Source organism: Paraburkholderia metrosideri (genome assembly GCF_904848625.1).
GTDB lineage: Bacteria > Pseudomonadota > Gammaproteobacteria > Burkholderiales > Burkholderiaceae > Paraburkholderia > Paraburkholderia metrosideri.
Map to the genome: position 1 here is coordinate 41,094 of NZ_CAJHCP010000007.1, position 22,477 is coordinate 63,570.

The 22,477-nt window shown below is 56.6% G+C and carries 21 protein-coding genes and 2 pseudogenes; 12 read left to right on the forward strand and 11 right to left on the reverse strand.

Translation table 11 applies throughout. The features are described from left to right. Positions 1-57: 57 nt before the first annotated feature. The 8 genes and pseudogenes from LMG28727_RS16260 to LMG28727_RS16290 form a co-directional block, all read right to left on the reverse strand. Complete coding sequence (locus tag LMG28727_RS16260; protein ID WP_201643354.1) at positions 58-1,395, reverse strand: ABC transporter ATP-binding protein; 1,338 nt, start codon at positions 1,393-1,395, stop codon at positions 58-60. A gap of 200 nt (positions 1,396-1,595) precedes the next feature. Beyond that, positions 1,596-1,970 (reverse strand): annotated as a pseudogene (locus LMG28727_RS16265) (sulfonate ABC transporter permease); the annotation flags it as partial. A 1,514-nt stretch (positions 1,971-3,484) separates the two neighbouring features. Continuing rightward, the gene (locus LMG28727_RS16270) at positions 3,485-5,743 is read right to left on the reverse strand and encodes a hypothetical protein (RefSeq protein ID WP_201643355.1); all 2,259 of its coding nucleotides are present in this window, start codon (positions 5,741-5,743) and stop codon (positions 3,485-3,487) included. Between the two features lie 41 nt (positions 5,744-5,784). Then, entirely contained in the window at positions 5,785-6,531 is a 747-nt protein-coding gene (locus LMG28727_RS16275; RefSeq protein WP_201643356.1) for a PDDEXK family nuclease, read from the reverse strand. A 227-nt stretch (positions 6,532-6,758) separates the two neighbouring features. Then, a complete protein-coding gene (locus tag LMG28727_RS16280) occupies positions 6,759-7,781 on the reverse strand; it encodes a hypothetical protein (protein WP_201643357.1) in 1,023 nt (340 codons plus the stop codon). Positions 7,782-7,964: 183 nt separating this feature from the next. Then, positions 7,965-8,384: pseudogene (locus LMG28727_RS34780) on the reverse strand (hypothetical protein); the annotation flags it as partial. Next, positions 8,341-10,125, reverse strand: coding sequence for a TnsD family Tn7-like transposition protein (locus LMG28727_RS16285; RefSeq protein WP_201643358.1), 1,785 nt, complete (start codon positions 10,123-10,125; stop codon positions 8,341-8,343). The gene LMG28727_RS16285 and the pseudogene LMG28727_RS34780, both read right to left, overlap by 44 nt. Beyond that, complete coding sequence (locus LMG28727_RS16290) at positions 10,118-11,527, reverse strand: hypothetical protein (protein WP_201643359.1); 1,410 nt, start codon at positions 11,525-11,527, stop codon at positions 10,118-10,120. The genes LMG28727_RS16285 and LMG28727_RS16290 overlap by 8 nt, the downstream gene beginning before the upstream one ends. Positions 11,528-12,095: 568 nt before the next feature. On the opposite strand from LMG28727_RS16290, the gene LMG28727_RS16295 reads away from it, so the two are divergent. The 7 genes from LMG28727_RS16295 to LMG28727_RS34655 all read left to right on the forward strand — a co-directional run bounded on the left by LMG28727_RS16295 (position 12,096) and on the right by LMG28727_RS34655 (position 15,301). After that, positions 12,096-12,614, forward strand: a complete 519-nt coding sequence (locus LMG28727_RS16295; protein WP_201643360.1) for a DUF6471 domain-containing protein — start codon at positions 12,096-12,098, stop codon at positions 12,612-12,614. A 273-nt stretch (positions 12,615-12,887) separates the two neighbouring features. Further along, entirely contained in the window at positions 12,888-13,211 is a 324-nt protein-coding gene (locus LMG28727_RS16300) for a hypothetical protein (RefSeq protein WP_201643361.1), read from the forward strand. A gap of 53 nt (positions 13,212-13,264) precedes the next feature. Next, a complete protein-coding gene (locus LMG28727_RS34650; protein ID WP_328810956.1) occupies positions 13,265-13,474 on the forward strand; it encodes a hypothetical protein in 210 nt (69 codons plus the stop codon). Between the two features lie 14 nt (positions 13,475-13,488). Further along, positions 13,489-14,118, forward strand: a complete 630-nt coding sequence (locus LMG28727_RS16305) for a hypothetical protein (RefSeq protein ID WP_201643362.1) — start codon at positions 13,489-13,491, stop codon at positions 14,116-14,118. 45 nt (positions 14,119-14,163) lie between these two features. Continuing rightward, positions 14,164-14,547, forward strand: coding sequence for a hypothetical protein (locus LMG28727_RS34200; RefSeq protein ID WP_236591964.1), 384 nt, complete (start codon positions 14,164-14,166; stop codon positions 14,545-14,547). Between the two features lie 33 nt (positions 14,548-14,580). Beyond that, positions 14,581-15,006: a putative phosphothreonine lyase domain-containing protein gene (locus tag LMG28727_RS16315; RefSeq protein ID WP_201643363.1), complete on the forward strand. Its 426-nt coding sequence runs from the start codon at positions 14,581-14,583 to the stop codon at positions 15,004-15,006. Between the two features lie 91 nt (positions 15,007-15,097). Beyond that, positions 15,098-15,301, forward strand: a complete 204-nt coding sequence (locus LMG28727_RS34655; protein WP_328810957.1) for an AbrB/MazE/SpoVT family DNA-binding domain-containing protein — start codon at positions 15,098-15,100, stop codon at positions 15,299-15,301. Between the two features lie 120 nt (positions 15,302-15,421). On the opposite strand, the gene LMG28727_RS16320 is transcribed toward LMG28727_RS34655, so the two are convergent. Continuing rightward, positions 15,422-15,784, reverse strand: a complete 363-nt coding sequence (locus LMG28727_RS16320) for a hypothetical protein (RefSeq protein WP_201643364.1) — start codon at positions 15,782-15,784, stop codon at positions 15,422-15,424. A 195-nt stretch (positions 15,785-15,979) separates the two neighbouring features. On the opposite strand from LMG28727_RS16320, the gene LMG28727_RS16325 reads away from it, so the two are divergent. The 4 genes from LMG28727_RS16325 (at position 15,980) to LMG28727_RS16340 (ending at position 18,459) form a co-directional block, all read left to right on the forward strand. Continuing rightward, positions 15,980-16,510: a hypothetical protein gene (locus LMG28727_RS16325; protein ID WP_201643365.1), complete on the forward strand. Its 531-nt coding sequence runs from the start codon at positions 15,980-15,982 to the stop codon at positions 16,508-16,510. A 55-nt stretch (positions 16,511-16,565) separates the two neighbouring features. Next, positions 16,566-16,817 (forward strand): helix-turn-helix domain-containing protein, encoded by a 252-nt coding sequence (locus LMG28727_RS16330; RefSeq protein ID WP_201643366.1) that lies wholly within the window; start codon positions 16,566-16,568, stop codon positions 16,815-16,817. Positions 16,818-16,962: 145 nt separating this feature from the next. Next, positions 16,963-17,592, forward strand: coding sequence for an RNA 2'-phosphotransferase (locus LMG28727_RS16335; protein WP_236591967.1), 630 nt, complete (start codon positions 16,963-16,965; stop codon positions 17,590-17,592). Between the two features lie 42 nt (positions 17,593-17,634). After that, positions 17,635-18,459: an SIR2 family NAD-dependent protein deacylase gene (locus LMG28727_RS16340; RefSeq protein ID WP_236591969.1), complete on the forward strand. Its 825-nt coding sequence runs from the start codon at positions 17,635-17,637 to the stop codon at positions 18,457-18,459. 551 nt (positions 18,460-19,010) lie between these two features. Here LMG28727_RS16340 and LMG28727_RS16345 read toward each other — a convergent pair. Next, on the reverse strand, positions 19,011-19,331 hold the full coding sequence (locus tag LMG28727_RS16345) for a DUF4148 domain-containing protein (RefSeq protein WP_201643367.1): 321 nt from the start codon (positions 19,329-19,331) through the stop codon (positions 19,011-19,013). A 470-nt stretch (positions 19,332-19,801) separates the two neighbouring features. Between LMG28727_RS16345 and LMG28727_RS16350 the strand changes: the two genes are divergently transcribed. Beyond that, positions 19,802-20,986: a porin gene (locus tag LMG28727_RS16350; protein ID WP_201643368.1), complete on the forward strand. Its 1,185-nt coding sequence runs from the start codon at positions 19,802-19,804 to the stop codon at positions 20,984-20,986. Between the two features lie 65 nt (positions 20,987-21,051). Here LMG28727_RS16350 and LMG28727_RS16355 read toward each other — a convergent pair whose 3' ends face one another. After that, complete coding sequence (locus tag LMG28727_RS16355; RefSeq protein ID WP_201643369.1) at positions 21,052-22,095, reverse strand: LacI family DNA-binding transcriptional regulator; 1,044 nt, start codon at positions 22,093-22,095, stop codon at positions 21,052-21,054. Between the last annotated feature and the right edge of the window lie 382 nt (positions 22,096-22,477).

The following is a 22,477-nucleotide window of genomic DNA, read 5'->3' on the forward strand; positions in this document are numbered from 1 at the left end:
GTGCGGCGTGCGGCGGCATCGGAATGTCGTCGCGCGACGCAGCGTTACGTCGCCCGTTCAGGCTTCGACATCGGCAAGACTGAAAATTTCAGTGTTGTCGTTGTACGAGAAAATCTCGCCGTAACGTCCCCAGTTGATCACGGCATCCAGCGTCGCTTCCGCGATGCTGTCCGACAGAAAATCCTCCAGTTCCTGTTCGAAGCGCACGCGTGGCGCGCGATGACCCGGCCGTTCATTCAGCACTCGCTTGATCCTGGAAGCCAGCGGCACGTGCCGCAGCAAATGCTCGGCAAACATCATCTTGCGTTCCTGTGTGCCCAGTTCGGCAAAGACTCGTGCTGCCGGCGTGAGCGTAATGTCACCCTCGCGCACGTCGGCGAAATCGAGGTACTGAAGCGCCTCGGCGACAGGGAACAGATCGTCCACTTCCAGATGCAGCGAGCGCGCGATTTCCGGCATGTCGGCCCGCCCGTTGTAGGGCGCGGCGGCGACCGTCTCGATCAGACCCGCCATCAGATTAGTCGACACGGATGGCAACTGGCTGTTCAGTTCGAGCTCTTTTCTGGCTGTATCGCCGGTGGGGCGCGCCGTCATCTTCGCGTAAATCTCGTCGACGAGGTTGCGAAACGACGGATCCAGCCGATTGCGCGGATGCCTGAACGCTACCTTGATTTCGGCGACGACCCGGCCCGGATTCGACGACAGCACCAGAATCCGGTCGCACATGAAGACCGCTTCCTCGATGTTGTGCGTGACGATCAGCACCGATTTGATCGGCATGCGGCCGTGCGTCCATAGATCCAGCAGATCGGTACGCAGGTTTTCGGCGGTCAGCACGTCGAGTGCGGAGAACGGCTCGTCCATCAGCAGCAGCGTCGGGTCGACTACCAGCGCGCGTGCAAAGCCGACGCGCTGCCGCATCCCGCCGGACAACTCGCGAGGATAAGCATTTTCGAAGCCGTCCAGACCGATCAGATCGATCGCGGCCAGTGCGCGCGTACGCCGCTCGCTCGCGCCGACACCCTGCGCTTCGAGACCCGCCTCCACGTTTTGCAGCACGGTCAGCCACGGGAACAATGCGAAGGTCTGGAACACCATCGCGACACCCTTGACCGGGCCTTTCAGCGGTTTGCCCAGGTAGGTGACGTCGCCGCCAGTCGGCTCGATCAGTCCGCAGATGATGCGCAGCAGCGTCGACTTGCCCGAACCCGAACGGCCCAGCAAGCCGACGATCTCGCCCTCGCGTAACGACAGATTGACGCCATCGAGAACGAGCAGATCTTCCTGGCTTCTGTCGAAACCCCGGGTCACGTTCGCGACCCGCAGGATTTCATCGCCCAGTCGCGGCCGCGTCGGAAGCAGTTCGGCAGGGATAGCAGCTTTAAGATTTTGCATGACGTTCACTCTCAATCGAGCCGGAGTCGGGAATTGGCGTACGCATACATCGGGCGCGCCAACGTGCGGTTGAACAGCGTGACGAACAGGGACATCACGGCAATGCCCAGGATGATCTTCGGAAAGTTGCTGGTGGCCGTGGTCTGCGCGATGTACGCACCGAGCCCGGGGGCGACCACCTTCGTATCGCCCCACTGCAAAAACGTCACCGTGAAGAAGATGTAGCCCAGCACCGGCACCGCCTGCAGGATGTCGAGGATCGGCATCCGCACTTTCTCCGCGCGACGGCTCTTCGCAGCCAGCGTGCCGTACGCGAGCGTGAAAATCAGCGACGCCACCATCGCGGCCAGCATTCGCAACGTGGTGCGTATCGCGTATTCGGGGAGCCGCGCCGGATCGAGCGAGATGGCCTGGGTCTTGAACACGGACATCGGCGCCAGCGTTTCGTCAAAGCCGATCGCCGCCATGGCGATCATGCAGATGATCAGCGGAACAGCGACGAAGTCCCACCCGTAGGGCAACAACCGTTTCGCGGATGGGTTGGCGGTGTGGCGCAGATCGAAACGGACGTTCATCGTGGGCCTCCTCGCTGAGTGAATATCGGCAAACGCGCAGTAAGCTGAAGAGGCTCCATGCGGCAGATGACCGGGTCGCCAGAAAGCAGCGAAGTAGCGTTGAAATGAGTCATGAATCGACACCCGCTATCAAACGAAAAAGACTGCCGCCGTCATTCGCGGTGTGCGTGACGACACGCCCGCCGCGCATGACGGAGTCTGCGAAGGCTATGAAAAGAAGGCTTTGCAGCGCTGCCAGAGAGCGGTGAGTTTGCGAGGCTCACGGGCATGGAGCGCCAGCATGGCGTCGTAATGGATACGCGATTCCTGCACGTGCGGAAGGTGCGACAGAAGGAGGCCGAAGTTCATCATGTTTCTCCGAGCGTTTGGCTTAACGCGGTTCGCGGAAAGCCAGCAGACACGAAGACGGGCGCATCGGGCGCGCGGCGACAGTCGTCTACTCGCTTTCCTCAATCAAAAGTTGAGACTGAGCTGAGTGGCATATGGGATAACTGTCACTGTCCGGCATGGCGGCTCCTTATCGGCGTCTGGTACGCACGAGTTGATTCACGCGTTCGAACGCGCTCCGCTTAAGGAACGCGTAACGGACACAGCCGCGAGTTCAGGTCGCGACACGATGCCAGCCGGACCGATGCACACGCATGGGTCTAGATGGCGTTAATCAGGATGCACGGAGAGATTGTGACTACGGCGCGCACCGTCTGCCTGCTGGCAGGACGGCGGCTATGAAGAGGAAGCGCGGACGTCTTGCAGGTCAGGCAGTGAAACTGTTCGAAGATCGACTACTACAGGAGTCCAAGGCAATTGCCCCTTTTTTACGAAAACGTCGAGAGTTTAGGCTCGCCGGGAATTCCAAGTCAACATGATTCGCTAAGCAGAGCCAAGATAATTGACCAGAGTGTTGCGCGGATGTCGACGGCGAAAATCAAACAGCCGTTCTAGCCAACAGAAGCTTTTCAAATCCCTCGAAAAAGGCAGTAAAACGAAACAATTGAAGGACGATTGCAATGCAAATTGCGTCCCCTTGGTGGTCTTCGCGGTCTGGAGATTTCGCGTGATGGCGCTATGTTTTTTGCGCACTGGTTGACGGCGCAAACGTGGTCGCGACAGCCGGGCCTCAAAAGAAAGGGTTTGCTGGCGATGCCAGCAAACCCTTTCTGGTTCTCTTTAAAGCACAACAGGCAGGCCGTGAAGACCGACTACTGTTCGTACCTAATGAAAGCGTTCCGTGGAACGCTTTGAAATGTCCCACATTTCGTCATTACGGCCTTAGCGCTTGGCAGCAAGCGAAGTCGACACGTCAAATGACCCCGCGTCGCACCGATATTCATTCTGCCGCTACACAATACAAATGAAAGCGTTCCATTTCGCGCAGGCACAGGCCATCTGTAAATAGTTGACCACGAGGACGTCCCTACGGTGGGCAAGTTTCACCGCGTCTCTTACGGTCTGGGCATGGTCGGACCTCCCGCGACTAGCCTCCTGCGATTACACGATGCCCCTCACCACGCCAATCAGAAGTCGATGTCGACTTCCTGCGCGTCAGTCGGTCGGTATTCCGTCTCGACGACCGCCGGCAGCTGCTCCCCTGTGGGTATCTCGCTCGATTTCCGTGCGGAACCGAGCAGCGCGCGGGTGTGCGCCGCACCAGCGTGTGCCTCGGCAGTTTTGCGAACGCTCCTGTTGTTAACGGTCCGCGGCAACCCATCGGCGGCCGCCATCCGTCGCTGAGTGGTCTGCGAAACTCCTCCACGCTTGACCGCCTGCTGCACGGTAGGGTGCTTGCGGGTTTTATCTCGCTGCTTGTCGAGGTCGACCACGTCTCGCATCTGGATGTAGTCACGGATGTCAGGAATCGCGATGCCGAACTTCTCGAGTGTCGGCTCGGTGGCCTCCAACTCAACGAAGTGGCCGTTGTCGTCCCACAACGCATGGAGCTTCGATGTGAAAAGCTCGTAGCCAACGATAGGCAGCGAACGGCCATTGTTCATAGCTTCGTGCTGAATCGCTCTCTTTTGAAGCTCTACCGAAGTGAACTCCCGCTTATCACGGCTCACAAAACCCTGAGGCGCCGTGGTTTCGAAGCGTTTGGCGAGTTTGCGAATCACCATGTCCTCGGTCAATTCCCATACCGCATCGCCTGCACGCATCGCCAAATTGAACAGGAACATGTACTTGGGAACAGGCGGCACGTTGCCCTCGAGCATCATGCGATTCCGCAGCCGTCTCATATCTGCATTCAAGTTGTATTTGCTTATCGCAGTGAGAAGTGCGCACATGAACTGTTCCAGCGTCAGCGTCGCCCCCGCTGTAGCCTTCCTGAGTTTCTCGCGATTGCGCTTTCGAGCTGCGTCCTTCTCCGGCCCTTTTCCCTTAACCGGCTCCCCATGCGTGGCACCCGTAAGCTCGGCAATTTCTTCCTGGAAATAATCCATCATCTGCTCGACGTCGCCCTTTGCCTTTCCCTCGCCCGGTGCAGCCATCAGCAACCGTTGCCGCATCTGACCAACGAGCGCGCGCTGCACCTTTTCCGAAATGCCAGGGCCCCGGTCAACGAACAGCGAGCTAGGGCTCCCGTACACCATCCCGTCCAGATGTGAAACGCCCCATCGTGCTAGCTCGTCCTCCTTATCCGTGCATGCGCTAAATACGCATGCCAGATAAGAATCAGCATCCTCCGCTCGATAGGTTACGTACCATCCAAGTATCGCGCGGCTTGACCGGTCGACCGCGAGCAGAACCGTCGGTTTCAAAACGCCATTTATTGCAACCGTTGCATCGCCGACACGCAAGAAGCAGTCCGCCACCGTGCCGTCGATGTCCACAACATTGAGGTCACCTCGCGCAATCTGTGCTGAGTATCCACGCCCACGCTCCGAGTTATGGAGCAATGCCAGCTTCGCCTTCTCCGCCTTAAAAATGGGGGTTAGGTGCCGTATTGTGTTGCGTTCGGATGGCAGCTTCCGTGGGTCGACCGGGAAGCTCTGCTTTTTCTCGTCGGGACCGCGATTGTGTCCTCTGAGTCCCTGAAGAAATTTTCGGGCGAGTCCTGTAATTGTCGCACCCGGCACATGGGCTTCGCGCTGGACGAATTTTGTCAGCCGCTCCTTCAAGTAAACCGGGAACTGCATCCGCGAATGCTTGCTCAGTGGGTCGAGCACCTGAGCAAACGTCTTCCGTCCGGATTTGATTAGCGCTCCATCTTTGCCTTTTACCCCAAACCGCGGAACGCCAGGTGCACCTTTGTCCCAATGCCTATCCGCCAAAGCGAACTCGTGCTCACCGTAGAAGAGGTAGTGCTCGTAGTATTTCCGCACTGTCTTCTCGGAACAGCCGTGTCTGTTCGCGGCGTCGCCGACAGCCAACGCGTAGACCTTCTTGTCCTTGAACGGAGTGTCGCCATGGACCCGGACGATGTGGTCGACGACTTGCCGCTTGCTCTTTAAAGCTTTCTCTTCCTCTTTGTTTTTTGGCGCGAAGTCCTTCATTCCTTGTGGAATGCCAGCCTCATCTACCTTCCACACCAGTTCTCGTCTCTTGAGGTCTCGCATGTCCCCGACAGAGCGCGTCATCCTATACTTCTTGGTATCAGGGTCCCGATTGAGCGTGAGAATCCCGTTCTCTACAGTACCAAGCCGGACGAGATACACAAGGCTCGCGTCCTCACCCAGGTACCTCACGAGCATCCGCTCGCGCTTTCCAATCAACAAAATCAGATTGGAATTCTTAGGGAACAACGTAACGCTCTCGACGTTGTTGACAGAACTACTCATAGTACGGCTCCGAACACGTTGAACAGCGTGGGAGTCACCTGCTACGGGCGAACGAAACGCAGGGGCTCCCAGGGTGCGTACAAATGTCGTACGTCCCATTTGAGATAGCCGAGAAAGATTGCGACTGCCAGCAGCCGGAAGGATTGGTCGCTGTCCCAGCCACGCCGCTTGCCAAGCATGGGTACTACGCGGCGCGCATTGCCCGTTGCGTTCGTAACGAGAAGGTCGTGTGCAAACACTCGGGCATCGACACCGAGGTGTTCCAGTTCTGCAAGCTCGACGTACTTCATGTGCTCGAACATGCGGCGATAGCTCTCGTACTCGGTGTCGTCGACAGTCTTTTCCGTCATGATTTCATGAGTCGCCCCCCATTCCCAGAGACCACCTGACTCTCGGTCGTGTCTCCGAATGACCTTCTTCTTTTGAAGGTGTGCACTAGGTTTTCCCGAGACACCGTGATAAATCGGGTACGGCAGGCCCGGGATTAGAATCGTGAGCATGAAGTCAATGGTCAAAAGTTCGTTGACGGGAAACGGTCGCCCCTCCTCGCAATAAGCGAGGAAAGCTTCGCGGTTCCATTGTGGGTATTGCGTTCGTATCTCAATGACAAACGGGCACATCTCGAAATACGCGAGGAGGCGCGCTTCAAGGCTCGAGTGACACGCCACTTGGCCACCGGCCTTAAAGCTGAAGTGATAGCCCGCAATGCCCACTCGGCTCGCGCTCGCTTTTTTCCAACACTCGAAGTTCGGTGCGCGAAGAACACCTCGCGGGTCGCGTTCTGACATGGCAATTGGCCATTGGAGGACTGGCGAACCTCTCAGCCCTCGAAGCCAACTGCCCGAACCGTGCGCCGGCTCATCGGCATCTGGCTGCTCTATGTCACAGTCGCGCGGAAGCATCACGCGCATTGACCATGGATACCATTCCGTCTTCCTCAACCCGCTCGCAATCGCGAGGCCTCGAAGCCGTTCGCCCCGGGCTCGCGAGAACGACAGATGCGAGCAGTCGCCCGTCATTCGCTGTTTCGTTCTATCCATGCCTTGGCCCTTCTGAGTCGGTCCGAGAATTGCCTTGGGTGACACCCTTCGAAGTTCGTTCGCTCGGCCCACTTCGACTTTTTGCCGACCGTTCTCGCCCGGTCCGTAATCAATTTGATTTGACGTTCCCTCCACGAGTCGTGGGTGTCAACGCATTGGTCTAGGACGGCTTCGAGTTCCGGCGTACCTGTGCCTAATTTGTATGCCGACTCGTTGCCCGTCTCGCTGAGGAGGAACGCCCTGGAGATGAGGCGTTCTGGATTTTCGCGAAGTGCGACCGCATACCGCTCCCGAACAAGTTTCCGTTTCATTTCGTCCTGCGCCCGCTTACGCTCAATCACCTTAGGCAAGCTCGGCTTGCCTGCCTGGCTCGGCAGGTTCTTGTCAAGCCACCGCGCGTCATAACGGGTCGCGAAAAATGTGAGTCTTTGACCGTCTGCTAAATAGCGTATGTCGCTACGCTTGTAGCTTGGGTTGAGCCGCATGGCGCCTGAAATCTCTGACCTGCATTTCCTGCGATAGCGGCTCAGTTCGGCAACATTCATCAGGTCAAACTGACGCTGCCACCGTTCGTGTTTGGAGTCGCGCCGAGGTCGAATTCGCTTCGGTGGGGTAGTGGCTGTAGCGTCATAACGCCTCGGGTTCGTTCTGCGCCGTTTCACCTCAATGAAAAAGTCTGTCCATCCTCCAAAAAGAGCCCACACAGATGCGATGTTCTGAATGGGATTTCGAAGTGGCCCTGCCGATTCCCGATGATGACCTGTTGCTCTTTCAAAGGTTAAAGCTTTGAATCCGAGAGCCAAGGCCAGTTGGTTCCCAAGGCGCCCTTCGAGATGCTCTCGGGCAACCTGCTGGTAGTCACGACGCTCAAGTATCTCAGCGATGCGACGTACCTTTGCTCTTAGCACAGGACCAGTGTTTTCTGAGAGCGTTGATGTATCAATACGTCCCATCAGAACATCTTCTGCCATTCTGGAAATTGCGATGGCCGCTTCCACACTGTTCCGTTTTGTCACGACTCCAACGCGGCGCAATGGCCCTCCACACAGACATACTTCCTGGGGATGCCACGTCTTCGGTGCTCTACGATGGCTTATGTCGCAATCACGGCAGTAGCTCATAAGAGGCTCTTCGTGCGTCGGACAATAGAGCATCGAAGGCGTCAGATGAATTCGATGCCAAACGGGAAAGCCGCGAACCTTAAGGTCGGTTTCCATACAGCTTAGACAGATACCCAAGCGCCCCCGAAGAGTCTGCTGGTGAGTAGCGAGATAGCTGTGCGTGCCACGTGCAGTTCCGCTTCTGTACTGCCTAAGCAACTTCGTGCGATTCTGTCGAGGAAGGAAAGCGCTGTTGAGCCGGTATCTTGTGTGATTCAAGACGATGGTTTCCCAGTCTGGTAGCAACCCAGGGAACAGCTTTGAAATGCCCTCCACGTTGGCTGGATGTATGAAAGCTGGCCTATGGCTAGGCCGGCCAAGAATTTCCATCACACCACGATGGTTATCGACGTTACTCATTTCAGCTTGGCGGATGATGAAACCCGTGAAGTCTTCTTCATCCTGAATGTTTGTTGCGAGGAATGGAACTATTTCGCTCATCTACTCTTGTTTGTGCAACGCCTTCACGACGCAGCTTCCATTTTCTTAGTGTTGTCAAACGCAGCACCGCTGCACGCGCTGTCCGCCAGTTTTCGAGATTGACATGCGGCGCGCGACGCGCTACCCAGTCAACCCGGGCCGCGATGTAGGCGTCACGGCTCTGGGACGCGGCGCGCGGCGCGGAGTGGGTGAGGGACGACTTCATCGCGTACTCGGTGATTCCCAGGAGTTCCCGAAGCCGGTATGCACTCCGTCGCCGCGGTGGACCCTCGAGTGAGTCGAGATACGTCTCGGCAGCGTCAGCGGCACGAGCCAACGCAGAAATTGCGGTCGCAGACCTATGAGCGCGTACCCGACTGTGCGCCGGTGCGGGCGCGGGAGTGTGTCGTTTGAGCCATTCAGGCGCGTTTCGATGAAGAGCCGCGAACGTAGCCAGAGCGCTATAGCGGAGCTGCGTCCGCGTCGCCTCGGGATGTTCCTTGATGCGCATCAACCACCGTTGCTTCGCTTCATCGGTCGAATGGCTTACTCGACGTCTGTAGTGAGACTCGACATCAGGCATTGCAGCCAAGACTCGATATATTGAGGTCGTCGACAGTTGAGTAGCGCGGGCAATTTGTTCCGGGTGGATTCCGTCCGAGAGGTACTGGCGGATTGTTGTGAGCCTCGAGTCGCTCAGCTTCGACGGTCGTGCATCGACGGGTATTCCCGCACAACGGCAGAAGATGGTCAATTGGTGCGGCGTAACGTTGAGCGCGTTTGCTGCTAACCCAACCGTAGCGTGGAGCGCCATTGCCGACCTCACATCCTCATCGGTGATGCGTTTGACTTCGCGATGAGTAGACACGGGAGCGTACAAACGCTTGCTCTCGCAATTCTGCGCAAACCACGTCAGCAGGATGCACCAAACAGGATGTACCGCGCGGTCTTCGCGCATCAGCGCCCGGAGCGCACGCTCCACGTATTCGGATGTTGAGACCAGTTCGTCAAGCCTGCAGTCATCAAACCGGTCGCGAAAAAATGAATGGAATGCATCAAGCAACTCAGCGAGTTGAAATCGGTTCCCCAGGGTCAGCCAACGTGCGTTTCGTAAGGCGGCTATGACGCCAGCCTTGCTGTATGCGGAGGATGTCTGGTCACCTTCCACGCACGCGACCGAATGGAAAGCGAATTGGATTGCATCGGGTAGTTGGCGTTTCGACGGACGGCGCTGGCACTGATTCTCAAACAGGAGTTGCGCCTGAGCAGACGACCGAAGCCAGCAGAAGTGATAGGGACACGCAGCGACGAAAGGAGCAACATTTCGACGATGCGTGAATGAGAACCCATATCGGATAAACGCCTCTTCCTCGCATTCCGGACACACGAAGAATGTTCCTTCCGATGGTGTAAGCAACACAGGCAGTCGCGACGAGCGAATCGGACCCGTGCATCGCCTGCGTAGCCGGTCCTTTATAATTTCCTGTCGACCCAGTGGAACGCCGAGCAATTCGTAGGCAAGCAGCGTGTGTTTCGTCTCCAGCTCGTCGCGCGCACAGAGCAAATATCCAATCCGTGCGTAAAAGTCATATAGCCGGCTCGGCATTCCGTCCAATCCTGGACATCTCGCAAGCAATTGCTGACTAATCCTTCGAAGCGTGCTGTCACCCACCACGCTCGCACCGCGGCGCAGAAAAGAGTTGACCGTCTCGCCATCAGGAAAAGGCGTAATCAACAGCTGGGAGGAGAGCTCGTCAAACATGTCCGAGCCCGAGTCTGTGCCGAGGAAGCAACCCCTCCAACATCGAGCTAGCGAGGAACGGAAGGTGGTCAAGATGTTGGTAGACGACAGAGCGACCGACCGACGCCGGGTCCCTACTGTATTCTGTAATCGCGATACGAGCAGCCTCGCAGGTACGAAGAGCTGTCTCGAAAGCCTTCGTTACCGTGCTTTCCGAAGGGCCGTCATCTTTTAACAATGAAGGCTCCCACGCCAAGCGTTCATGCAATGCGCGGAATCCAGCGGCTAACCACCCAAGACGTCCATGACAGAGGGCATATGTCCACCGTGGCAGGTCATGCGGCATTTCCAAGAGTGGCGACAGTAGTCCCGAGCGCCAGAACCACAGATTAAACTGATACCACAGCCCGAGTCTCCCCAGCGCTTCCTTTGGTGCCTCACGTAGGCTTTGCCCACGAAGGATAGCGTCTACATCGGGAGGTGGCGCGCCGAGTGGCTCAAACGCAAGACTGCGACCGCGGAGCACAGCATCTACTTCTGGGCCCAGCTGTTTGGCACCTTGCATGAAAACGTCACTGCACGAGAGGAGTAACGGAATGTTGGTGTGTCCTTGTAGCTTGCAAAGGAACATCAGTATTTCTCGAACCCCTCCCTTGAGACTTTGCGCGCAGGCGCCATCAACGACGAGCAACCCGACGTTGAGCAAAACTGCGGCGGCTATAGCGGCGGTGGCGGCATTTCTTCCGCGCATTCGCTTAAAGACATGCGCCAAACTTTGCGGGTCTTTAATTTCTGAGACAAGCTTGTCACGAAACTGCTCGAGCAAACCCTTCAACGTTCCGCAGGTCGGCCATTGCAAAACCATGATAGGGAAATACCAAACGAGCTTGATGTCGTCTAGCGATGGCGCAACCACACGGAATGGCGCGCCGAACATCGTACGCAATCGCTGTATGTAAGCGGTGCGTCCCGACTGGGACCGTCCGGTCACTACAAAATTGACGCCGGTCAGCGTATCCAAGCTTTCACGACTCGGGATGGGGCCGCGTCCTTGAACCGCCTGTTGAAACGAGTAGAAGTAGCGGCGGTACCTGGGATTTGTGAGGTGCTTCGCGCCCATGCATTCGACGTACGCGGATACGAGCGAGTATGTGTACCTCGCAACTTCCTCAGTTGCGAGGTATCCCTTATCGAACTGAGTCATTGCTCGAAGCTTGATTTCCGGTCCAGCCTTCCACAAGTCCTCGTCGTCGAGGACAAGCCTGTTGCGCAACCGCTTAATGATGGCCGCCTTGCTCGGCGCGTGTACGAATTCCGGTAGCTCTGACGTCTGGCTGACATAAGACTCAATGCTGCCAGGCCCTTCGGCCAGCAAGCTGCGGCGAAACACCGGCCACGTCGGGAATTCGACGGGCTCCATCATTGAGCTGCCTGCAGGCCGTTGGGGACGCTTTGGAGCACGGCCACACAACAAGTGCTGGCGACGGGGGGTAACCCAGGCAAAGCACTGCAAGTGTTCGAAGCATCGAGTGCGCTGAACGGATGGAGGCCGGGAAGCGTCCGACGGAAAGCTGCGGCGTCGATTCGGTCTGATGTCATGTGGTTCCTCACCGGTCGGATACGGGTGAAAAGCAAAGCACTCCACCTACCGTTGACGTGCAGCAAGCAACGAATGGGCGGTACGGTGAATACGACAAATGCATGTGCCTTGACAAATTCGAATTTAATGGTATAATCACCCTCCCGCTTGGGAGCGGTCTGCATACTACCTGAGGTTCGACGGTGTCGCAAGTCCATGTCCTGCGGCGCACCTCCCTCCCATCGTTCGCACAGCCCCACATTTTTAGCCCGCAGCCGCCTGGTACAATCCGCGGGAGCGCTGGCAAGACGCCTGCCGAAAAGAGCATAGAGGCCATATCCAATCACTTCAAAATTGGCGATTTTTACTGTCTCTAACTTTAGGTCAATCTTCCCTTAATGCAAGGAGTCCTGTGAGCGATGCAGAAACGCCATGGTCGAGTCTTGCGGCGCGTGTCGTGCGCGTCGTGCTGGCGAGGAAAGACTTCGGCTATGCACAGTTGTCTGAGGCCTTGGCCTCAGTAGGTGTGAAAGAAAGCAACCGGGCGCTTGCATCCCGCGTCTCTCGCGGACGCATTAAGTTGTGCCTGCTCCTCCAGATTCTTACAGTGACTGGCGCGAAGGTGCCTACCTTGTGGTGCGCTGCCGTCGCCATGCCTGGAACGTGGGAGCAGCGCGCTAAAGAGGTCATAATCGCCGAGTTGTCCAGACAGCCGATGGTTACCTTCGATGAACTTGCGCACAGGATGATTCGACTCGGCGCGGACTTAACTGAGAAGACGCTGATGTCGCATCTGGACGAAGGAATAATCTCTCTTCCGGAGTTTCTCCAATGCCTTGTCGCGCTCGGCAGTTCAAGCCTCGAACGCTACGTGGACTACGAAGACCTTGCTGCTGCCGTTCCGGCTGTGCCACCCCACCTGCTCACGTGAGCGCCTCGAACTCTCCTCCTTGCTTTTTCATCCTGTTGACCTAGAATCGAAAACAGCGATTTTTGTGTCCAATTTACGACCAGAAAATCCGCTATGTAACAGCGCGCAACAGCTGAATGATGCGGGGTGGCCGGAGCGCGACCACGCCGTGCTCCCGCTGCTGGCGCGCATCCAGGTACTCACCGGTCAAGTGGCACCAGCCAGCGAACGCACTACCGGGCATCCATCCGCGCTTACGTCTGTCCAATGTTTTTTTGACGAACGGAGGCAGTCATGCCTGTTTGGAGCGTTCCCGGCGTAAGTGTCGAGCGTGAGATGTCAATTTCCGACTGGCAAATCCTAGAGACGCAGAAAGGCTCGAGGCACTTCGTCGGTACCGATGTGCGTGACTGCACTGGTCGTGTCAGCACGGCGATTCAAGAGTTCGACCCTGTTGCATTGCGTGGCGTCACGTTTTCCGGTCGCGTCTATCAGTTGGTCGTGCCGCGTGGTTGTTCGAGAGAGGGCCAATACATCTGGGAGCGCTGGTGCGGGGTCAACGGAGTGACCTCGTACACAGATGTCACGACCGAACTTCTTGCGGAGAAGAAATCATGACAACACCGGCGGAGCGTACGAAGGCTGTCGTGGACACGCGGGACTTTCTTGGAATGCTCGCCAACGCAGAAGAGGTCACGATTCGCGGTCTGGTGCAGTCGGTCGCGATTAGTCTTCTTAGGCACTACCCTTTGAACGTCGACCTGGACGTATCGGCGTCTGCGCTTCCGGGAGTCTGGACGCATCCGACTGCCGAGCGACCTGAAGAACGAACAGCACGCACTCGCGTCGTTCCGTTGTTCCCGATGCGAACGGACGAATAGAGTGTCGAGGGAGAATGACCATGCCGCGCCGTCAACACAACGCAACCAGTGAACCTTCGGCTCCAGACGCGCGGGTCTTGGAACTCTTGGGGACCGCCGCGGTTGCAATGACTCTCTTCGACCCTGTGGGAGTTCGGACGCTACTTAAGATTCCGGATGCCGAACTTGGTCGCCGCTTCAAACGTGCGCTTGTGCGAGTCGCAGGGATGACCACAGTGTTGGACCTGGAGCATCGCTCGATTAGCGAAGAAAGCGTACAACGGCGGATGGAGCTTGGCTCGAATCGAGGAGCGTCGACGCCGGCACGCCTGGTTGCAAACGTAAAATTACTACACAAGTCTCATTTCTGTGCAGCCATCGGATACACCCCCCAAAGGGTCAGCAAAGAAGTTACTGCTCAGCGGATATTCAGTGTCGACATCGACGATGAACCGTATTTCCCAGCGTTCTTCCTGGTTGAGCAGTTTCGTCGAAAGGACTTGGCCAAAGTTGTGCAAACGCTTGGTGACTCGACAGGCTGGAGCAAGTGGGAATTTTTCACCTCGCCCAATAGTGCGCTCGATGACCTGACACCGTTGCAAGCACTTTTTTACGGCGACAAGAAGCAAGTTTTTCGCGCTGCCGCGGAATTCGCTGGCCAGTGAGGAATTCGTTGTAGGCATCCCCAAGTCTCGTATTCACAAAAGCCTATGGAAGCAATCTGGCAATTCGCTCTTCGGAATCCGGCCCTCCTGGTCGTGCCCGCCTGCGGGTTCGTCCTCGCGCTGCTCGTGATGCACGTCAAGAAGCGGTACGTGAATGAAGGAATGTGGTTTCGCCGCTCGCCGCGTCCGTGCGACGACAGCACTTCCAAACCAGCTGAACAGAACGAAATGATGCCTGACAGACCATTCGACCTCACTATTGCCCTTCGCACCTTCGAGCAGTTGGGGCTGGAAGACGGTGGCCAAAGATACGCTTACTGGAACGAAGTCGGGCAACTATTGAAACGCGCGACTGGCATGCAGGCGAAAATAAGCGCGCTCCGAAATGCGTTGGAGCATTGCCTCGCGAGGCTCAGAAAAGAGGATTGAAGCGAAAGCGCCGCCAGACGCAAGGAGGTCAAGATGAAAAAGGAAATCGCTGGAGAAGCGCGGCTATTCAGAAAGTCGGAGAAGCCTTCTGAAGACTGGAGTTGCAACTGGCACTACGCGCACTCCGCGAGTTACAACTCGATTGCCTCAACGGACGCGGCGGGGAAATGGTGCATTTTCTCAAGCAGCGTCGAGGTCGACGAGCATTGGGGCAAAATCAGACACGCTATGGAGAACGACCAATTGATGTGTGCCAAGGTGTCCACTGCCCTGCGCAGCATGAGCCGCGATGGTCACGTCATCTGCGTGTACACGCGAGACTGGACCGATGTTCAAGACGTTGCAGGCGCGCGTGACGTCTTGCGATTGCTGGGCTTTGTGGCAGAGCTCGGCTACAAGCGTGACATCGATACTGTGAACGGTGTTTACGGGCCTGGAGAATGGTACCTGCGTGCGTAGTAACAGGCGAATCGTTGCTGTTATCGAGGCTAGGTCAACGTCGTTCCGTGAAGAGTCCAGGCGAGAGAAGGAAATCGTGGCCGAATCAACCGTGAATTCGAAAGGACAGACCACCGTGCCTGCGAGTGTGAGGGCGACGTTGAATGTTCTAGCAGGTACGCGTTTGTTCTGGCACGTAATGCTCGATGGCACTGTAATCGTACGCGTGAAATCGAAATCGATTCGTGGCTTGGCGGGGTCAGTGAACACCGACATACACGTCGACATCGAAGACATGAACCCGTGGCGTGGTTGATTTGCTATCGGCGCCGGGTTCAAGCTGCCTGCGATGCTCCGACCATGGCCAGAATGTGAAGGTGTGTCTCGAAATGACACGAGCACGCTGCCGTCAACGTCTGCCATGGCATCACGGATTTCACCGGCATCGTGCCCCCAGGCTAGAGCGCCATGGCAATTTGCGGAAATCCTCTTCCGAAAGAACCTTGCCATTGCGAGCATCATCGAGTCCATCCATGGCGTCATTCAGCATCATCATCCTGCGCCGCTCTTCTTCAAGCAATAGTGCCGACTTCACCGCGATGCTGATGAGCGTCTCTGAGACGGGCGGCCCGTTAAGCCTCTCGTTAAAAAGGTGTTCGCACTCCATTGCTTCGGAGGACCACAACGGCTGTGAATAGCGATGCACGTTAGCGGCCATGTCGGCGGCGGTGAGCACGCTTGCACGTTCGGCAGCTAGCGAAGTGCTTCGCTCAATCAAAGCCTTCAGATTCGTACCCATATCTGCATCCTTGCAGTCGTCGATTACGAATATTGCACGAAAGAGTCGGCTGGACAATCCTTTGCGGGAAGATGCAATGCTCAAAAATAACCAGGATGTCGGCGCCTAGAAATGGTAGATACGGCCGGTGGAACCGGCGCCACGAGCGTTTGTTGAGCTATACGGTATCGTCCCAACAACGAACACCCAGAACATATGAATGACTTTGCAGAAGACCAACTAGATATCAAAGAACTCCGGAACGCTGCTTATCATGAGGCAGGCCATAAGGTGATTTACGAGCGCTTCGGCGGAGCGGGTGATGCGGTGGTGTGGAAGAACCAGAGCGGAAATCTCGACGAAGCCACCTGGCTCGGGCACTTCCAACCCAGGACCTGTCCCGACACAATGCACGCAATAGCCAAGGCGCAAGGATTCATCGCCGTTCAGCTGCCCGCGAGTTGGAAGGTGTTGTACGGCATGGCAGGCTTGTTGGCTGAGGTCATCATAAGCGGCGAGACGGACGACGCCGGCGTCATGGCTGACATGTTGCGCACTCGAGTGTGGACTGGCGAGGCGTCACTCTCGGACTTAACGTTGATGAACGCCATCGACCTCGATTGTTCCTCGCTGAGCTACGACGTCGTCGAAGAGTGCGTGCGTCTGCTGCGAGAAGGATGGACCGACGTGCAGCGAGAGGCCGAATATCTTATTGCGGCCGGGTTGGAAGATTTGAACGTCAAGTGACACGTTGAGCAGGCCCTCTTTTAGCGTGAACACTGATTCAGCGAGGTGAGTTCCCATGTCGACAGATGCGAAGATTTCACCGCCATCCGAAGGCGGCACTGACGAATTCATGTCCGCTGCTGAAGCTGCGAAGCTGCTATTTGTTTCACGCCCACATGTGCTGAAGCTGCTCTCGCAAGGGAAACTCAAGCTCCACCACAAAACGGGGAACAGCCGATTCGTGACGAAAACGTCGGTTCTGGACTATCGGGCCGACCAGCGCGCTGCGGCAAAAGCATACCAAGCTTCAACAACTGACGACGAGTAAAGCGAGTGCGACCAGCTGAGCAGAACGCCAAGTTTGAGGCAAGCGCTCACATGCGACTGCGCTCCCCTAGGCGCTGATTTTTCGACAATAAGTGGTCGAGACAATGCCGTATCTTTCCAAACAGTGCCCGCGGATACATATCTACATGAACATGAAGACCGATACTCATCTGCCGACTGAGCACCTCGCGGTTAGCAGACTTCTTTCGAAGATTTTGCGCCACGAACCCGAGCTGATTGGCATCAAGCTCGACAGTCAAGGATGGGTATCTGTTGACGAGCTTACACGCGCCATCGAACGTACTGCGCGTACCGCGGGCGCGTCGAAGCGACTGAGAACACTTCCAACAATCACCAAAGAAGTCATCCAGGCGGTCGTTGCCACAAGCGACAAAAGGCGATTCACACTATCATCGGATGGCACTCGAATACGTGCGGCGCAAGGCCACTCGATAGAAGTGAGCCTAGGATATGCCGTAAATGAACCGCCTGCCGTTCTCTATCATGGCACCGCCTGGAGCAACTGGAAGAGTATCGCTGTTGAAGGGCTGACGGCTCAAACGAGGCACGCAGTCCATCTGAGCACGGATGCGGAAACGGCAACGCGGGTCGGCGCTCGCCACGGCCAGCCACTGGTGTTGGTCGTGGATGCGGCGCGGATGCACGCCGACGGGTACGCTTTCTCGCGGTCGGATAACGGAGTTTGGCTTGTCGAGGAGGTCCCGGCGGCTTACCTCGCTCAGCTTGGGCCGCGCGGGCACGGGTCGAAATCGTGAATGCGGGTCAGCGCACAGGTCGCAATTTAATGGAGAGTAGCGGTGTCCAATTCACAAGATGAGAAGCTGGAGCAAGCGGCCGCGTTGCTGCGAGAAGCCGACGGACTGCTCATCACTGCTGGTGCTGGCATGGGCGTCGATTCGGGCCTGCCTGACTTTCGTGGCCGAGATGGCTTCTGGCGCGCGTATCCCGCGCTCCGTCACCACGGCTTTTCGTTCGAGGACATGGCAAATCCAGCAAGATTTGCGGAGTATCCTGAACTTGCATGGGGCTTCTATGGACACCGTCTGAAGCTTTATCGTGAGACTGTGCCGCATCAGGGCTTCGCGATTCTGCGGCGGAGGGCGGACAGCATGCCGCGTGGTGCATTCGTGTTCACGAGCAATGTCGATGGACAGTTCCAAAAAGCCGGGTTCTCCGAGAGCCGGGTCTACGAATGCCATGGGTCAATTCACGCATTGCAGTGTCTGGAGGTCTGCACGGACGCCACATGGTCGGCTAGGGACTTTCAACCGCAGGTGAATGAAACGACATCGGAACTGGAAAGCCCGATGCCTCGCTGCCCGCATTGCGGTGCGCTTGCGCGTCCAAATATCTTGATGTTCGGAGACTGGACGTGGGTTGACGTGCCCTATGAAAAGCAACGGGAGCACCTTGAGAGCTGGATTTCTTTAGTATCGAAGCTGGTCGTCGTGGAACTGGGAGCTGGGAAAGCACTGCCCACGGTGCGCCGCTTCAGCGAGCGTAACGCGCGCCAGCGGCTCATCCGGATAAATCCTCGGGACTCGAACACAGACCCATTACATGGTGTGGGCTTTGTGGGCAGCGCGGCCCTGACACTCAAGCAGCTCGACGCACAACTGTGAGTCGCGCGCGGATAGAGTGCACCTGCGGCACAGCAACGCGCACTGGACTTCGCACATAACGAGAGTACTCGGCTTGGCGCGCTGGACATCGTTCCCAGATTCTCTGCTTCTCAAAGGTATCGCGCCGCTACGGGAACACCTCCAGGTAGTTTCGGCAACGTGCATCTTCGCGAGTGTTGAGTGCGGGTGCCGCGTTCCAGCGAAGAAGCGCCCCAAATTTCCGCCAGTTGTCGTGTAGCGTCGCCGGAAAGCCCGAATTTGTCGGGTAGCGTCCCCGGAACGAGAAAGACGTCGCGGTGTCGCGGATGCTTCTGGTGACGCATGCCGGCCGCGTCACAAAATCGGGTGCTGATATCTGTAGCTAAACTTGTCGAGCGAGATATAGTATCGCTCGCAAACGCTGAGGGGTTTCGTACAGCGCGCGCGTCGGATAGAGATTGAGTCGACGAGTTTAAGGAAAGCTGAAGCTGTCAGCTCGAGATTTCTCTTTTTGACGAGACGAAGGCGCTAGCCGCGCGGGCGTCACAAATCGCACTCGCCCGCACTACTCGTCATGGAGCTACGGCTGGCGAGGTCTTTGAATTCTGGCCTGCGGCCTTCTTCTGGGCACTTTCCAGATTCTGCGGATAGTTGGTTTGATTGCCGGCGGGGTTGTACCCATTTTTTTCTAGGGTGCTCAGTTCGGCATTCTTCTTCGCACGGCGCTCCTTGCTTGCCGCCTTCTTTTGTGTCTTTTTCTCCTGCTTTGAAGCAACCCCATCAGATGCGCTGACGTCTTGCGTCGCTGCTTGCGCAGTTAGTGCCGAGACACAGAGGAGGCTCAAAGCCAAACCAGCGGCGAAAGCAAGATTAGAAAACTGATTAACTTTCATACGTCTCTCCATATGGATGCGTTGATGAAAAAATGCGTGCGAGCCGCTTGAAAAAGTTCCAGAAAGGACGTCTCCTTCCTTCTTGGAAGGCCAAACTGTAGCTGACAAAACGTCGACGGCGATACGGGGTTAACCGCGAGCACGTTGACAATGAAAGGGCCGAAAAGCCCTTCTGCTCGTGCATCTGCCGCATTTTCCCTATTAGCGCGAAAGAGATTCCCCGTTCTGCTCTTTGTTAGAACGATTGAGGAATATAGACTCCGGCCGAAATGCACAAATTGCTGACGACGCTTGCGCCGCTTGAGTCGTCGATTTCAGGCATTGTCTCGTCGCCCTCAACCTGTGCGCACCGCTTTAGCCGGCCGGTTGATTGTTCACCGTTGAAGTTTCGAGCGTTGCCGGCTACCCGGTTAGTCGAATTTCCTAAGAACAATTTAATTGAGTAGTACAACTACATTATGGAGGCGACAATGAAGAAGCTCATGTTCAGTTTGACTGCATTGTGTGCGACGGTTCCGGCATTCGCTCAAAGCAGCGTCACGTTATACGGTATCGTGGACAACGGTATCGTGTATGAGACCAACCAGCCGAAGGGGCACGTATTCGGCGGCCAAAGCGGTGGCTGGGCCCAGTCGAGATTCGGTCTTAAAGGCGCCGAGGACCTCGGCGGCGGTACTCATGCAATCTTCCAGCTTGAGTCCCGACTGAACACGATGAACGGGTCTTTCGCGAACGGCAGCTTCTTCGAGGGGCAGGCAACCGTTGGTCTGCAAAACGACACGTGGGGGCAAATCAAACTCGGCAATATGGGCTCGGCCGAAATCAGCCAGTATTCCGGCGATGTCGACCCTCAGCAAACCAAGAGATACTCAATCGGCACACTGGTTCGCGGCCGTATCTTTTCGCAGGCTGCGAACGGCGTCGAATACCTCTCGCCGACGATTGCCGGTCTCACCCTACAGGGTCAATACGATTTGACCAACTCGACGAAGTGGAACTCCGGCAATCCTGGCAGCGCTCCTGGCCAGCTCGGCACGTCAACCGGACTCGGTAGTTCGCAGGGACGTTCCGACGGCATCAAACTTTCGTACGCAAAGAAAGGCCTGTTCTGGCAGGCGACTTACGACGAGGTTCGTGACGGGAACGGCGAGTTCAGTAACGTGTATCTGGCGTCCCGCTCGATTCTCACTGGCTTGACCTATACATTTGGCACCGTAACCGGTTATGTCGGATACCAGCATCTCAGCGCGCCGGATGCGTCCAATGCGGGCTATTTTGGTACCGCGACGCCGTCCGCATTGCCGGCGGGGACGAGTCTCCCGACCGCCGTCAATCACGAATGGCTCGGCGCAATCTGGCAGTCGACACCCGCGCTTGCCATTACGGGTGCGGTCTATCATGCGAATGCAAATAATGGCAACGGGAACGCGACACTCTACACACTGGGCGTGAACTACTCGCTGTCCAAGCGAACGTTGCTTTACACCGAGTTGGCTTACATTCGCAACAGCTCGACCTCTAACCTCGGTCTCGACGGGAGCCTGTACGGAGCGAACATCAACAACGACCCCGTCAACGGAAGCCCGTCCACCACGAATCCGAACTACGGTAGGAGCCAGTTTGGCGTCATCGCAGGTTTGGCGACGAGCTTCTGACGTTCGAGGTTGCCCGGGAACTCCATTGCCGGGCAACAGCGATACCAGGCTCGCGAACTGGCAAATCAGTCACGGAACCGCTTGGCGATGTAGTCAGGAATATTTTCGGGTGTCACGACTACAACGGAAGAAGACGGCGCGACAGAAGACGCGGGCAACAGCTTGTGGAATTGCATCACGTGATGACATGCGGAGCGCAAGTCCTGACGGAGGTCATGATGCAGTATTGCCTGTATCTTCCCTTCCCGAAGGAGTCGCACGTTGTCCCTGTCGAGGTCATGCCCTATAAAGAAGACGGGGGTCTGCTGGTGTGCTTCGATTGCGCGGAGAATTGCGACGTTCCCTCCGCCCATGGAGTAGACGGCCGAGATTTCGGTATCCGAGTTGAGCACGCTACAAACCCGCTGTTCAGTAGGTGAATCGAGACCATGCCCACCACTGGCATCAAGCAGTCTGAGTTGCGGGTGGTGCTTTCGCAATGCACGACGGAAACTTATCTCTCGCTCTTCCTCTCCGCGAAAGTGTTCGTCGCTCATAGTTACCAGGACATTTGCGGGTTTGGGCCCAAGACCCAAGCCCAGAAGATAGGCGGCTGTGGCACCAGCGGCACGATTATCGAGCCCCGCGTAGGCGACGCGGCCAGACAAAGGGATGTCGGTGACGACCGTGACCACAGGAATTCCATCGCGCTGGAGTTCCGCGACTGTTTCGGCAATCTCGGGGACGTCGCGTGCCTTCAAAACCACGCCGTGGGTGCCTCTGCGAGCAATGGAGCGCAGAGCGTCGACGACCTGGTGCGTCGTCATGGTTTCCTGCAAGAGAAAGCGAGGACGAACAATCGTCGGGAGCATTAGCGCCAGCTCACCTTCTAGCGCGTGCTTTATTTCGTCGCTGAATCTGGCGGGAGCTTCGACTACCACGTCGAAAATGAGCTTCCTGCCCGAGTTCGCAAGGTTGACAGCTTGGGTCTCAAGGTCCTTTATCGCCTGCTCAACCCGAATTCGAGTGTGCTCCCGGACGTTAGCGCGCCGGTTCAACACCCTGTCGACGGTCGCGACGCCGAGCCCAGCCTGGAGAGCGATTTCCTTAATCAAAAAGCGGTGAGCCAATTCGCCCTCCTTCTCTGATAGTTTGCTGACGCGTTAAATCTAAATTGATAGAACGTTGATGCCTATCCTACATCGAAAACTGAGATGTGAATTAGCGAGAGCGGATGTTTTCTGCTCAAACCAGCCGCTGGCCGCATTTAATGCCGACCGCGACCAAGCGTTGGACTCAAGTTGCAGCATTGTTCCCATGGATTGGCGCTCTGTCTACGCACGGCCAATCCGCCGCCGTAGGTCAAAAACAAGTATTTTCCCTAAATGTTCCAATTTAAAAGAGTTGATTTGATAGTTTTTTGATGGTTTTTAAATCGGTGAAGATAGATTTTTGTATTTACCATGATAGGGAGGCAATTTTCAAAGCGAGTCAATGAGGCAGAGTGTGCTC